The 13,298-nt window shown below is 64.8% G+C and carries 12 protein-coding genes; 5 read left to right on the top strand and 7 right to left on the bottom strand.

Features of this window, described 5'->3' with window-relative positions; translation table 11 throughout:
- The first annotated feature begins 212 nt into the window (after positions 1-212).
- Together AOQ71_RS22130 and AOQ71_RS22125 are read left to right on the top strand one after the other, a co-directional pair.
- The gene (locus tag AOQ71_RS22130) at positions 213-521 is read left to right on the top strand and encodes a hypothetical protein (RefSeq protein ID WP_057750972.1); all 309 of its coding nucleotides are present in this window, start codon (positions 213-215) and stop codon (positions 519-521) included.
- A gap of 20 nt (positions 522-541) precedes the next feature.
- Positions 542-1,432 carry a sigma-70 family RNA polymerase sigma factor gene (locus AOQ71_RS22125; RefSeq protein ID WP_057750969.1) on the top strand — a complete coding sequence of 297 codons (891 nt, stop codon included), beginning with the start codon at positions 542-544 and terminating at the stop codon, positions 1,430-1,432.
- Positions 1,433-1,451: 19 nt separating this feature from the next.
- Here AOQ71_RS22125 and AOQ71_RS22120 read toward each other — a convergent pair whose 3' ends face one another.
- The 7 genes from AOQ71_RS22120 to AOQ71_RS22090 all read right to left on the bottom strand — a co-directional run bounded on the left by AOQ71_RS22120 (position 1,452) and on the right by AOQ71_RS22090 (position 8,724).
- Positions 1,452-2,495, bottom strand: a complete 1,044-nt coding sequence (locus tag AOQ71_RS22120; RefSeq protein WP_057750966.1) for an FkbM family methyltransferase — start codon at positions 2,493-2,495, stop codon at positions 1,452-1,454.
- 266 nt (positions 2,496-2,761) lie between these two features.
- Positions 2,762-4,000, bottom strand: a complete 1,239-nt coding sequence (locus AOQ71_RS22115; protein ID WP_057750963.1) for a Zn-dependent hydrolase — start codon at positions 3,998-4,000, stop codon at positions 2,762-2,764.
- Positions 3,993-4,778, bottom strand: a complete 786-nt coding sequence (locus AOQ71_RS22110; RefSeq protein WP_057750960.1) for an ABC transporter ATP-binding protein — start codon at positions 4,776-4,778, stop codon at positions 3,993-3,995. Before AOQ71_RS22110 ends, AOQ71_RS22115 begins: the two co-directional genes overlap by 8 nt.
- Entirely contained in the window at positions 4,775-5,548 is a 774-nt protein-coding gene (locus AOQ71_RS22105) for an ABC transporter permease (protein WP_057750957.1), read from the bottom strand. Before AOQ71_RS22105 ends, AOQ71_RS22110 begins: the two co-directional genes overlap by 4 nt.
- A gap of 64 nt (positions 5,549-5,612) precedes the next feature.
- Complete coding sequence (locus AOQ71_RS22100; RefSeq protein ID WP_057750953.1) at positions 5,613-6,557, bottom strand: ABC transporter substrate-binding protein; 945 nt, start codon at positions 6,555-6,557, stop codon at positions 5,613-5,615.
- An 83-nt stretch (positions 6,558-6,640) separates the two neighbouring features.
- The gene (gene hutC, locus AOQ71_RS22095; protein ID WP_057750950.1) at positions 6,641-7,369 is read right to left on the bottom strand and encodes a histidine utilization transcriptional repressor HutC; all 729 of its coding nucleotides are present in this window, start codon (positions 7,367-7,369) and stop codon (positions 6,641-6,643) included.
- Positions 7,366-8,724, bottom strand: coding sequence for a formimidoylglutamate deiminase (locus tag AOQ71_RS22090; RefSeq protein WP_057750947.1), 1,359 nt, complete (start codon positions 8,722-8,724; stop codon positions 7,366-7,368). The genes hutC and AOQ71_RS22090 overlap by 4 nt, the downstream gene beginning before the upstream one ends.
- A 102-nt stretch (positions 8,725-8,826) precedes the next feature.
- Between AOQ71_RS22090 and hutI the strand changes: the two genes are divergently transcribed.
- The 3 genes from hutI to hutU are packed head-to-tail and all read left to right on the top strand — an operon-like array spanning position 8,827 to position 13,280.
- Positions 8,827-10,041: an imidazolonepropionase gene (gene hutI, locus AOQ71_RS22085; protein ID WP_057750944.1), complete on the top strand. Its 1,215-nt coding sequence runs from the start codon at positions 8,827-8,829 to the stop codon at positions 10,039-10,041.
- Positions 10,038-11,597: a histidine ammonia-lyase gene (hutH, locus tag AOQ71_RS22080; RefSeq protein WP_057750941.1), complete on the top strand. Its 1,560-nt coding sequence runs from the start codon at positions 10,038-10,040 to the stop codon at positions 11,595-11,597. Before hutI ends, hutH begins: the two co-directional genes overlap by 4 nt.
- A gap of 12 nt (positions 11,598-11,609) precedes the next feature.
- Positions 11,610-13,280, top strand: a complete 1,671-nt coding sequence (gene hutU / locus AOQ71_RS22075; protein WP_057750936.1) for a urocanate hydratase — start codon at positions 11,610-11,612, stop codon at positions 13,278-13,280.
- The last annotated feature ends 18 nt before the right edge of the window (positions 13,281-13,298 follow it).

The raw sequence follows: 13,298 nt of genomic DNA, 5'->3' as shown, positions 1-13,298 counted from the left end.
CGAGGCCGACCGCCTGCATCGGCAATCCCGTCACCACCAGCGGCCGCTCGCCGGGGGAATGGGTACGTCCCGGAAATAATCTTTTGCGGACCGAATCCTTGAGCGGTCGTCAAACGTCCTGGGGGGTGACGCGGCATCGGCCTTCCGGGAAAGTATTGCTACTGTGGACGATGGCGCGACGAGCAACCAGGTGAATAGCTGAGGAGCGCGCGATGCGAAGGACGTTGATCAGATACAAGGCCAAGCCGGAGCTGGCCGATCGGAACGCCGAGCTGGTCTCGGCCGTATTTGCGGAGTTGAAGGCGGCCAGCCCCGATGGCGTGCGCTATCTCACGCTGCGGCTGGAGGACGACACCTTCATCCATCTCGTCGAGGCCGCGGCCGAGGACGGATCAAGCCCGATCCCGAAGCTGAAGGCGTTTCAGGCGTTCCAGGACGGCATCCGGGACCGCTGCGCGGAGCCGCCGCTGGTTCGTGATGTGAGGATCGTCGGCAATTATCGTATGCTGGACCAGTCCTGACCAGGCGAGGCGGAGGAGCAATGGCGCCAGACCCGCTGGCCACCGTCGATATCGAGGCCCTGCTGGCGCGGATGCGGCCGAAGCTGCATCGCTACTGCGCCCGCATGGTCGGCTCGGTCATCGACGGCGAGGACGTGCTGCAGGATGCGCTGATCAAGGCGATCGACGCGCTGCCATCGGTCTCGCCCGTCGTCAATCCGCAAGGTTGGCTGTTCCGCATCGCGCACAACACGGCGCTGGATTTCCTGCGTCGCCGCAACCGGCAGGCGGCGCTGCATTCGGCTGAGGAGGTGGACATGATCGCCGGCCAGCTTGACGATGTCGAAAGCCGCCAGATCGCCGCGACCAGCCTGCGGACTTTCATGCGGCTGCCGGTAGCGCAGCGCTCCAGCGTGATCCTGATGGACGTGCTCGGCTGCTCGCTTTCCGAGGTCTGCGACATCATGGATTTCAGCATGCCCGCGGTAAAGGCCGCGCTGCATCGCGGGCGCACGCAGCTGCGTGAGTTCGCCGAGGAGCCTGACGATGTGCCGCAGCCGGGCCTGTCGGAGGCCGACCGGACGCGGCTCAACGCCTATGTCAGCCATTTCAATGCCCGCGACTTCGACGCGATCCGCGCCATGATCGCCGACGACGTCAGGCTCGAACTCGTCAACCGCACCCGACTGAAAGGCAAGGCTGAGGTGTCGCGCTATTTCGGCAATTATTCGAAGGTCAGCGATTGGCACCTAGAGGCGGGGCAGGTCGAGGGACGTCCGGCGATCCTGGTGTTCGATCCGAATGTGCCGAACGGGCGGCCCAAATATTTCGTGCTGCTGAACTGGTCCGCCGACAAGCTCGCCATCATCAGGGATTTTCGTCACGCGGCGTATGTCATCGATGGTGCACAGTGCGTGGTCGATAGAGGGTGAACTCGCCTTCCAGCCTGCTTCAGGCAGCCCTGCAGAACAGCACGGTTTCCTCGGGATAGATCGTAAAATGATCCAGCCACATCTTGTAGCCAAGGTTCAAGGAACTGATGAAGAGGGGAAGTTCGACCCAGTCATTGGGCTTGTGATAGACGCAGATCGCCAATGTCGGCTTGAACCGTCCGAGCGTGCGCACGGCGCCCTTGAGCGCGGAAAGCTCGGCGCCCTCGATGTCCATTTTGATGAAATCGACGCGCGGCAGATTTCTGTCGCGAACCACATCGTCGATGGAGACGGTTCTGATTTCGGTCGCGCCGTGGGAGAGGGGGCGTTCGGAAACCTGGCTCCCCGGACCATTGTTCAGCATATAGAGAATCTTGTCGGATGACTCCCATACCGGTCGCTCGATGATCTCGATATTTGACCGATATCTGGGATTCAGTTCGAGGTTTTGACGCAGGATATCGAGATTGTCAGGTATGAATTCAAACCCCATGACCTTCCCCGTGGGGCCCACCTTCGATGCAAAATACAGGCTCGTATCGCCGTAGCAGCTTCCGGCCTCGATGACGACATCCCCGGTCTTCGCTGCGATCGCCGGCTTGACCCCGCTGTACTCGTACTGCGTTTTCAGGAAGGTGGCGTCGATCCCGATGGGAGCGGAAAACAGATTGAGATCGTAGCCGATCTCCTTCAGATCGAAATGAGTCAACTCGAAGTTCATATTCCTGATTTTTTTCGCAGGCAGGCGGTTCGTTTGCAGGCTGCGTGCCAGGCTCCGTTCCTGCCAGTATTTCGGCGAGTTTCGGAAGATCTTGACGAGGTCGTGCCCGATCACGCGTTGAAGGTACAACTCCAGCAGGACGTCCCTGGAATAGTCGTCCTGCAGCAACTGATAGGTATCCAGCAAGGCCAGAGGAAGCGTCTTCGAGTTCTTCAATCGCGCGATGGCCTCGAGCCTGCTCTGATGCTTTTGGAGATCGGGGCCCAGCGTTCGCCTGGGTTCGGGTCCATAACGATCCGCCTCGTGGTTCTGTTCAAGATCTCTCGTGGCAATCTCGTACAATTTGGCCTGCAGGTGAGACAGGAACGAAATTGCGACCTCTGGAGACATTTGAACGTTTGAAGACATGTGAATGGCTGAACCTCTCTTGAGCCGGCGGCCGGCAGAATCCTCTCGTGCCGTCAGTTCGCGGTCAGCCGGGGCTTGCGGGGTCCACCGGGCGCGGCCGGTGCGCCCGGTTGAGAGAGTTTCCGGTGCGATGCTGGTGCGAAGCTGGCGCCCTCGCCCATCAGGGCGCGGGAGCGGGCCGTCGCTGATTCGGGAGCGCTTTAGCGCAGTCCGGCCAGTATCCGCCGGCACGCGTCGACGAAAACCTGCGCGCCGGTGACGATGTCGGCATCGGCGGTGTTTTCGGTCCAGTGATGGCTGATGCCGCCGATCGACGGCACGAACAGCATGCCCGCAGGCATGACGGTCGCCAGCATCTGCGCATCGTGGCCGGCGCCGCTCGGCATGCGCAGCGATCGTCCCCCGGCAAGCGCCTTGCTCGCGGCCTCGATCGCGTCCTGAATGCCGGGGTCCATCCTGGCGGGGGCGCCGGTGCGGATTTTCTCCACGCTGACGATGCAAGGGCCCTTGGCTATCGCCTCATCCGCCATGGTCTTCAGCAACTGCTCCAGCCGCGCGATGACGGAGGGATCGTCGTCGCGGATCTGGAACAGCATCTCCGCGCAGCCGGGGATGATGCTCGGCGCGCCTGGATCGAGCGTGATGCGGCCGGTGGTCCATACCGTGCGCGGCCCGCACGCGGCTGGAAAGCGCTCGTCGATCGCCACGCAGAATTTTGCCAGCGCGAGCCCTGCGTCTTTTCGCACAGCCATGCGCGTGGTGCCGGCGTGGTTCTGCTCGCCGGTGAAAGTGATGCGATATTGCCAGATGCCGACGATGGAGGTCACGACGCCGATCGCGAGCCTGCCGCTCTCGAGCGTGTCGCCCTGCTCGATATGTGCTTCGAGATAGCCGACGTGCCGCCCCGGTTCGGCGGTCATGCGCGGACGTCCAGCCAGCCCCATGTCGGCCAGCGCATCGCGCATGGTGCGGCCGTTGGTGCGGTCGCGCGCCGCGTCGATCTCGGTCTCGCTGACCTGACCGACATAAGAGCGCGAGCCGAGGAAGCTGCCAAAATGGCCCTCTTCATCGCACCATGCGGCCACTTCGACCGCGCCTTTCACGGAAGGATCGGAATTGAGCACGCGCGCCGCTTCGAGCGCATAGACGACACCGAGCGGCCCATCGAGCCAGCCGGCATAGTTCTGGCTTTCCAGGTGCGATCCGGCGAGCAGCTTCGGTCCGGGTTTTGCGCTGGTGCTGATGATGTTGCCGATACCATCGATCCCGCCGGTGAGACCGGCCTCGGGCAGTTTCCGCAGCAGCCAGTCCAGCGACTGCTTGTGCGGCTCGGAGAAGGTCGGCTTGTGCACGCCGGTCTTGTAGGCGCCGAAGGCGCGGAGCGCATTGAGATCGGCGAGGATGCGTTGGCCGTCGGCGCGTGGTTTGGTGTCAGGCATGTTCGGCAACCTTCAGCGCCTCGGTGCGGATTTCCTCGACCAGCCGTTCCTTGAGCTGGACGAATTCCGGCGTGGTCTTGATCTTGTAGGAGCGCGGATGCGGCAGGTCCACGCCGATCTCGGCCTTGATGCGTCCGGGACGGGCGCTCATGACGATGACGCGGCTGCCGAGGAAGATCGCTTCCTCGATGTCGTGCGTCACGAACAGCACGGTCTTCTGGTCGCGTTCCCAGATGCCGAGCAGCATTTCCTGCATCAGGGCGCGGGTCTGGTTATCAAGCGCACCGAAGGGCTCGTCGAGCAGCAGGATTTTTGGATCGTTGGCAAGCGCGCGCGCGATCGCCGTACGCTGCTGCATGCCGCCGGAGAGCTGCTTCGGCCAGTGGTTCTCGAAGCCTGACAGCCCCACCCGGCGGATGAAGGCGTCGGCGACCTTGTTGCGCTCGCCTTCCGGCACGCCGCGTTCGCGCAGGCCAAAGGCGATGTTCTCGCGCACGGTGAGCCAGGGAAACAGCGTGTAGGACTGGAACACCATGCCGCGATCCGCGCCGGGGCCGGTGACTTCGCGGCCGTCGAGCGTAACGCGTCCACTGGTCGGACGGTCGAGGCCGGCGACGATGCGCAGCAGGGTGGACTTGCCGCAGCCGGAAGGGCCGAGGATGGTGACGAAGTCGTTGTTGCCGATGGTGAGGTCGGTCGGCTCCAGTGCACGGGTCGGCGCATTGCCGTGGCGCGCAGGGAAGGTGCGCGAGACCTGCTCGACCTTGAGGACCGTCATGCCAGCCTCCACGGAAACAGCCAGGCGTTGAACGCCTTGAACATGAAGTCCGAGAGCAGGCCGATCAGGCCGATCACGATGATGCCGAAGATGATCTGCCCGGTGTTGAGCAGCGCCTGGCTGTCGGTGATCATATGGCCGATGCCGGAGGACGAGCCGATCAACTCGGCGACAATGACGTAGGTCCAGGCCCAGCCCAGCACCAGCCGCAGGATCTCTGCGATTTCAGGGGCGGAGGAGGGCAACAGCACGCGGCGGATGATGCCGCGGTCGCTGGCGCCGAGCGTATAGGCGGCTTCCACCAGATCGCGCCGCGTCGCGCCGACGGTGACGGCGACCATCAGCATGACCTGGAACACCGAGCCGATGAAGATGACGAGCAGCTTCTGCAACTCGCCGATGCCGGCCCACAGGATGAGGAGCGGAATGAAGGCCGAGGCGGGCAGATAGCGCGCAAAGGAGACGAACGGCTCGAGGAACGCCTCGATCGGCTTGTAGGCGCCCATCAGCACACCGAGCGGCACCGCGATGATCGTAGCCAGCGCGAAGCCGCCGACGACGCGCCAGATCGTCATGCCGATGTCGAACACAAAGCCCTGCTTGACCAGCAGGTCGTAGCCTTCCTGCACCATGGTGAGCGGGTTGGCGAGAAACGTCTTCGATACATGGCCGCCGAAGGTTGCCCACGACCAGAGGGCGACGAACAGCACGAAGAAAGCGAGGCCATAGGCCACGCGCTGCTTCGATGTCACGGAATCCAGGGGACGCATCGATAGTTGATCCGAATGGTCGAGCCGGTCCCGCGTCTCCGCGGAACCGGCAATCGGGAAAGTCTTACTTGATGAAGCTGGCGTCGAAGAGGTCCTCGACCTTCGGCGCCGACTTGATGATGCCGATTTCGAGCAGAAGGTCGGCGGCATCCTTGTTGAAGGCGAGGAAATCGCCGGCGAAGAATTTCTGGTTCGCGGCCTTGTCCTGCCAGCGCAGATACTTTGCCGAGTTGCCGAACTGCTCGCCGGTCTGTTTCACGTCGGCGCCCATGATCTCATAGGACTTGGCCTGGTCCTTGGCGATCATTTCGAGCGATTCGAAATAGCTGTCGGCCAGCGCCTGCGCCGCCTTTGGGTTCTCGCTGAGGAATTTCGGCGTGCAGCCGAACGTGTCCATCACGATCGGATAGTCCAAGGTGGTCGCGATGATCTTGCCCTTGTCCGGCGCGGCGCGCACCGTCGACAAATAAGGCTCATAGGTCATCGCGGCATCGTTCTGGCCGGAGACGAAGGCCTGAGCGGCGGCGGCCGGCTCGAGGTTCACGACGGTGACGTCCTTCACCGTCAGACCGTTCTTCTTCAGCATCCAGGCCAGCGCGAAATAGGGCGAGGTGCCCGGTGCCGAAGCTGCGACCGTCTTGCCCTTGAGCTCCTTGATCGACGCGATGTCGTTGCGCACGGCCATGCCGTCGGCGCCATAGCTCTTGTCGAGCTGGAAGATCTGCTTGGTGGCAACGCCGTTGGCGTTCCAGGAGATCCAGGTTTCGACCGTGGTTGCCGCGCACTGCACGTCGCCGGAGGCGATGGCGAGGTGACGGTCCTTCTGCGGGACCTTCTTGATGGTGACGTCGAGGCCGTTTTTCTTGAAGATGCCGGCTTCCTTCGCCAGCGTCAGCGGCGCAAAGCCGGTCCATCCGGAGATGCCGATGCCGACCTTGACGTCGTCGGCGAACGCGGGCGCGGCGGCCGCGAGAGCAATGATTGTCGCAAAAACTGTCGAACTACGCATGATTGTCGTCCTCTTGCCCAGATGGTTTGACGTCCTGTTGATCTCTGTCGAAGCGTTGCACGATTTGTGCCGACATCGTTTGCTCAACCTCCCTTGAATCGCGCGACAAGGCGGTGAGAGTCACCGGGATAGAGCAGGCGCACTGCGGTGATCGTGCGCGCGCTGCGCCAGGTATAGCGGTCGATCACGAGGCAGGGCGCGCCGACCGCAATGTCGAGCGCCGCGGCCGTGCGATCATCGGCAACGATGGCGCTGATCGTGTGCTCGGCCTCCGTCCAGGGGACATGATGCAGCAGCCACGAGCCGGGCGGCTCGCGCGAGAAATCCGCGGTCGCGGCAGATGGCACGGATGACAGATCGATCAGCCTGTCCTCGACCGCAAACGGCACGTTGTCGGCGCTGTGGCGGCAGCAGATCGCGACCACCTTGCCGGCCTTCTTGATGCCGAGCCTTTCGCGATCCGCAGCAGTTGCCGCGCGTAGCTTGCGGCTGATCAGCTCATAGCCGTAACCCCGACCGAGCGCGGTGATCTCGGCGCGGATGTCGGCGATCTTCAACACAGCCGATTGATGCTGCGGCCGGCGCACGAAGGAGCCAGCCCGCCGCCGCCGCTCGATCAGATCGGCCTGCGCCAGTTCCGACAGCGCCTTGTTAACAGTCATGCGCGAGCAGCCGTAGCGCGCCACCAGCTCGTGCTCGAACGGAATGCGATGGCCGGGCGGCCATTCGCCGGTCAGGATGCGCTTTTCGATATCGGCACGGATGCGCTTGTAGAGCGTCGGCTTGTCGGATGCGTCGGTGGCGAGGCTCATGCGACGAGCCTCCGCACCGCGGCGTTGAACCGCTCGCGCGCAGTCTGGCGCAATTTGTGTCGTCCGCCTTCGACAACCTTGTTGCCGCCGGCCCAGACGCAATCGATCGCACCGTTGCCGCTCGCAAAGATCCAGCCGTCGATGGTCGCATCGCCGCCGCGTCCCGCCAGCGAAGGATGCGCGGCGTCGAGCGTAACGATGTCTGCGCGAGCGCCGGGTGCGAGGCCTGCAACCGGCTGCGCCAGCGCCTGCGCGCCGCCCGCAAGGGCATCATCGAACAGCGTCCGGCCGGTCGAGCGGCCGGCGCCGCCCGAAAGTACGTTGCGCGCGCGATGCCTGAGCCGCTGGCCGTATTCGAGCTGACGCAGCTCGTCAGCGACACCGACCAGCACGTTGGAATCGGTGCCAACGCCGAACGAACCACCGGCGTCGAGAAATTCCCGCGCCGGAAAGATGCCGTCGCCGAGGCTTGCTTCGGTCACGGGGCAGAGGCCCGCGACCGCGCCGGTCCGGGCGAATGCGCTGACTTCCTCGTCCGTCATGTGCGTGGCGTGAATGAGGCACCAGCGCTGGTCGACCGGTGCGTGCTCCAGCAGCCATTGGACGGGCCGCTGGCCCGCCCAGGCCAGGCAATCCTCGACCTCTTTCACCTGCTCGGCGGCATGAATGTGCACCGGGCCGGCTTCGGCAAGCGCGATGATTGCGGAGAGCTCATCCGGCACCACCGCGCGCAGGCTGTGCGGCGCGATGCCGATATTGGCGCCTGGCAATTTGCTGATCACCTTGCGTGATGCAGCCATCAGCTTGGCGAACTGATCGACCGAGTTGATGAATCGGCGCTGGCCGTCGTGCGGCGCCGCGCCGCCGAACGAGCCATGCGCATAAAAACTCGGCAGCAGCGTCAGGCCAATGCCTGAGGCCTCGGCGGCCGATGCAATGCGTGCCGCCATTTCGGCGGGATTGGCGTAGTGCGAGCCGTCGCGATCGTGATGCAGGTAATGAAATTCGCCGACCCGCGTAAACCCCTGCTCCAGCATCTCCACATAAAGCAGCGTGGCGACATCGGCGACGTAGTCTGGCGTCATCGCCAGCGCGAAACGATACATCGTCTCGCGCCAGGTCCAGAACGTGTCGGTGGAAGCGCCGCGCAGCTCCGCAAGTCCCGCCATGCCGCGTTGAAACGCGTGGCTGTGCAGGCTCGCCAGTCCCGGAAGCGCGATGGCATGGCGCTCGTCGCCCGCGGCAGGCGCCACATCGGGCGTCACCGCCGCGATCGCGCCGGCGGTGACCACCACCTGCACGTCATTGGCCCAGCCCGAGGGCAGGAGCGCGGAGGCGAAATGCAGTCGGGTCATGATTGATTACACGCCGGCTGGACAGAACCGCCTTACGATTATATGTCTAGACATATAAGTCAAGCATCCCAGGGCGCAGGGACTTCGCGAAGGGACAGTGGCATGGCAGCGCGCTTCGACCGGATCTGGCATAACGCCCGGCTCGCCACCATGCGGGCGGATCGTCCCGATCTCGGCGAGATCGAGCAAGGCGTTATCGCGATACGCGACGGCCACATCGTCTATGCCGGCGCAGCGGCGGATTTTCCCGGCGATGCCGACGCCATCCAGTGGATCGACTGCGAGGGGCGCTGGATCACGCCGGGCCTCGTCGATTGCCACACCCATCTGGTCTACGGCGGCAACCGCGCGCATGAATTCGAACTGCGCCTGAAGGGCGCAAGCTACGAGGAGATCGCGCGCGCCGGCGGAGGCATCGTCTCGACGGTCGCCGCGACTCGCAAGGCGAGTGAGGCCGAGCTTGTCGCGAGCGCATTGCCGCGGCTGGATGCATTGATCGGCGAGGGCGCGACCACGGTTGAGATCAAGTCCGGCTATGGCCTCGATACGGAGACCGAGATGCGCCAGCTTTCTGCTGCGCGCAGCCTCGGCCGCCGGCGGAAAGTTACGATCTGCACATCGTTTCTCGGCGCGCACGCGCTGCCGGTGGAGGCCGATGGTGACAAGGATCGCTACATCGATCGCGTCTGCAGGGAGATGCTGCCGGCCGTCGCAACGGCGGGCCTCGCCGATGCCGTCGATGCCTTCATGGAGGGGATCGCGTTCTCGGCCGAGCAGACGGCGCGGGTATTCGAGGCGGCGCGAGGGCTGGGTCTGCCGGTGAAGTTGCACGCCGATCAACTCTCGAATCTCGGCGGCGCTGCGCTCGCTGCCAAATTCGCCGCTTTGTCGGCCGATCATCTCGAGCATACCGACGAAGCCGACGCTGCCGCGATGGCGAAGGCCGGAACGGTCGCCGTCCTCCTGCCTGGGGCGTTCTACTTCATCCGCGAGACGCAAAAGCCGCCGGTGGAGGCGTTCCGCAAGCACGGCGTTGCCATGGCGCTTGCGACCGACAGCAATCCCGGCAGCTCGCCGCTGACCTCGCTGCTGCTCGCCATGAACATGGGCGCCACGCTGTTCCGGATGACCGTCGCCGAATGCCTCGCCGGCGTCACCCGCGAAGGCGCGCGTGCGCTCGGCGTGCTCCATGAGACCGGCACGCTCGAAGCCGGCAAATGGTGCGACCTCGCGATCTGGGACATCGAGCGGCCCGCCGAGCTGGTCTACCGCATCGGATTCAATCCGCTGCACCGGCGGGTGTGGAGGGGGCAATGACGGAGCCGAACGCCGCGATCGTTGTCAAACCCGGAGAGGTCAGGCTCGATGATCTCGCGCGCGTGCTTGCGGGAGCGCCCGTCGTGCTCGATCCCTCATTCTGGCCGCGCGTCGCGGCGGCGGCGAAGATCGTCGCAAAGGCGGCTGAGGCTACGACGCCCGTCTATGGCATCAACACCGGTTTCGGCAAGCTGGCTTCGAAGCGGATACCGCCTGATCAGACCGCGCTGCTCCAGCGCAATCTCATTGTTTCGCATTGCTGTGGGATCGGCCCTGCAACTCCGGAGCCGATCGTGCGGCTGATGATGGTGCTGAAAATCGTCTCGCTCGGGCGCGGAGCCTCCGGCGTGCGCGGCGAGGTGATCGAGCAATTGCAGGCCATGCTGGCGCGACGCGTCTATCCGCTGGTGCCACAACAGGGCTCGGTCGGCGCCTCCGGCGATCTCGCGCCGCTTGCGCATATGACCGCGGTGATGATCGGCGAGGGGCAGGCGATCGTCGACGGCAAGATAATGTCAGGGGGCGAGTCACTCGCTGCCGCCGGCCTTGTGCCACTGACGCTCGGCCCCAAGGAGGGCCTCGCGCTGATCAATGGCACGCAATTCTCGACTGCTTATGCCATCGCTGGCGTGCTGCGTGCATTTCGTCTCGCCCGTGCGGCGCTGGTCACCGGTGCGCTGTCGGTCGATGCCGCCATGGCCTCGACCGCGCCGTTCCGCCCCGAGATCCAGGCGCTGCGCGGTCTTCCCGGCCAGACCACTGCGGCCGCGACGCTGACGGCGCTGCTCGACGGCAGCGACATCCGCCTGTCGCATCTCGAAGGCGACGAGCGCGTGCAGGATCCCTATTGCCTGCGCTGCCAGCCGCAGGTCGCCGGCGCCGCGCTCGATCTGATCACGCAGGCTGCGCGCACGCTGATCGTCGAGGCCAACGCGGTGACCGATAATCCCTTGGTGCTGGTCGAGACCGGTGAGATCGTCTCAGGAGGAAATTTCCACGCCGAGCCAGTCGCCTTCGCCGCCGATACCATCGCGCTGGCGCTGTCGGAGATCGGCGCGATCAGCGAACGACGCATCGCAACCTTGGTCGATCCCGCGCTCAATTTTGGCCTGCCGCCGTTCCTCACCCCGGATCCCGGCATCAATTCCGGCTTCATGATCGCCGAGGTCACGGCGGCTGCGCTGTATGCCGAGAACAAGCAGCGTGCCGCAGCCTGCTCGATCGATTCGACGCCGACCAGCGCCAACCAGGAAGACCACGTTTCGATGGCCGCGCATGCCGCGCGACGACTGTCGGACATGGCCGACAATCTCGCCTCCATCCTCGGCATCGAGCTTCTGGTCGCCGCCCAGGGCATCACGCTGCGCGCACCGCACGCGACCAGCGCACCGCTGGCGGCGGTCATCGGCAAGCTTCGCGAGCAGGTGCCCGCGCTCGGCGCCGACCGCTACATGGCCGGCGATCTCGCCACGGCCGCGGCGCTCGTCGAGGCCGATGCGCTGCCAGCCATTGCGCTCACTGCGCTCTCATCTGATCCGTTTCCGAGGCTCGACTAAGGGGTGTTCCGCATGAACCGCCGACTGGACAACGACCGCACCATCCGCGCGCCGCGCGGCAGCGAGATCAGCGCCAAGAGCTGGCTGACGGAAGCACCGCTGCGCATGCTCATGAACAATCTCGATCCTGATGTCGCCGAGCGCCCGAGCGAGCTCGTCGTCTATGGCGGCATCGGCCGCGCCGCGCGCGACTGGGAGAGTTTTGACCGCATCACGGCCGCGCTGCGCAAGCTCGAGAACGACCAGACCCTGCTGGTGCAATCCGGCAAGCCGGTCGGCATCTTCCGCACCCATGCCGATGCGCCGCGCGTGCTGATCGCGAACTCCAACATCGTGCCGCATTGGGCGACGCTCGATCATTTCAACGAGCTCGATCGCCAGGGCCTGATGATGTACGGCCAGATGACCGCGGGCTCCTGGATCTATATCGGCAGCCAGGGCATTGTGCAGGGCACCTACGAGACCTTTGTCGAGGTCGGTCGTCGCCATTATGGCGGTAGCCTTGCGGGCAAATGGATCTTGACCGCCGGCCTCGGCGGCATGGGCGGCGCGCAGCCGCTGGCGGCGACCATGGCCGGCGCCTCGATGCTCGCGGTCGAATGCCAGCCGGGCCGCATCGAGATGCGGCTGCGCACCGGCTATCTCGATCGCCAGGCGGCGACGCTCGACGAAGCGCTCGCACTCATGGCGGACGCCGCAAAGACGAAGAAGGCCGTCTCGGTCGGTCTGCTCGGCAATGCCGCCGAGATATTCCCGGAGCTGGTCCGCCGCGGCGTCAAGCCCGACATCGTCACCGACCAGACCAGCGCGCACGATCCGATCAACGGCTATCTGCCGAAGGGCTGGACGCTTGCCGATTGGGAGGCCAAGCGCGCCTCCGATCCGAAGGGCGTGGAACGCGCCTCAAAAGCCTCGATGGTCGAGCATGTCCAGGCCATGCTGGATTTCCATGCGCAGGGCATTCCGACGCTCGACTATGGCAACAACATCCGCCAGATGGCGCAGGACATGGGCCTGGCAAACGCGTTCGATTTTCCGGGCTTCGTGCCCGCCTATATCCGCCCGCTGTTCTGCCGCGGCGTCGGGCCGTTCCGCTGGGCCGCGCTGTCCGGCGACCCTGACGACATCTTCAAGACAGATGCCAAAGTGAAAGAGCTGATGCCCCACGACAAGCATCTGCACGTCTGGCTCGACATGGCCAAGGCGCGCATCAAGTTCCAGGGCCTGCCGGCGCGAATCTGCTGGGTCGGGCTTGGCGATCGTCATCGCCTGGGCCTTGCCTTCAACGAGATGGTCGCGCGCGGCGAGTTGAAGGCGCCTGTCGTGATCGGCCGCGATCATCTCGACAGCGGCTCGGTGGCAAGCCCCAACCGCGAGACCGAAGCGATGAAGGACGGCTCGGACGCGGTGTCCGACTGGCCGCTGCTGAACGCGCTGCTCAATTGTGCCAGCGGTGCGACCTGGGTCTCGCTGCATCACGGCGGCGGCGTCGGCATCGGCTATTCCCAGCACGCCGGCATGGTGATCGTCGCCGACGGCACGCCGGAGGCCGCCAAACGCATCGAGCGCGTGCTCTGGAACGATCCGGCCTCCGGCGTCATGCGCCATGCGGATGCGGGCTACGACATCGCGATCGATTGCGCCCGTGACAAGGGGCTCGATCTGCCGAGCCTTTCGAAGTAGCCAAGGGGCCAATCTGCC

The organism is Bradyrhizobium manausense (assembly GCF_001440035.1).
GTDB lineage: Bacteria > Pseudomonadota > Alphaproteobacteria > Rhizobiales > Xanthobacteraceae > Bradyrhizobium > Bradyrhizobium manausense.
This window is presented reverse-complemented; position numbering and strand designations above follow the sequence as displayed.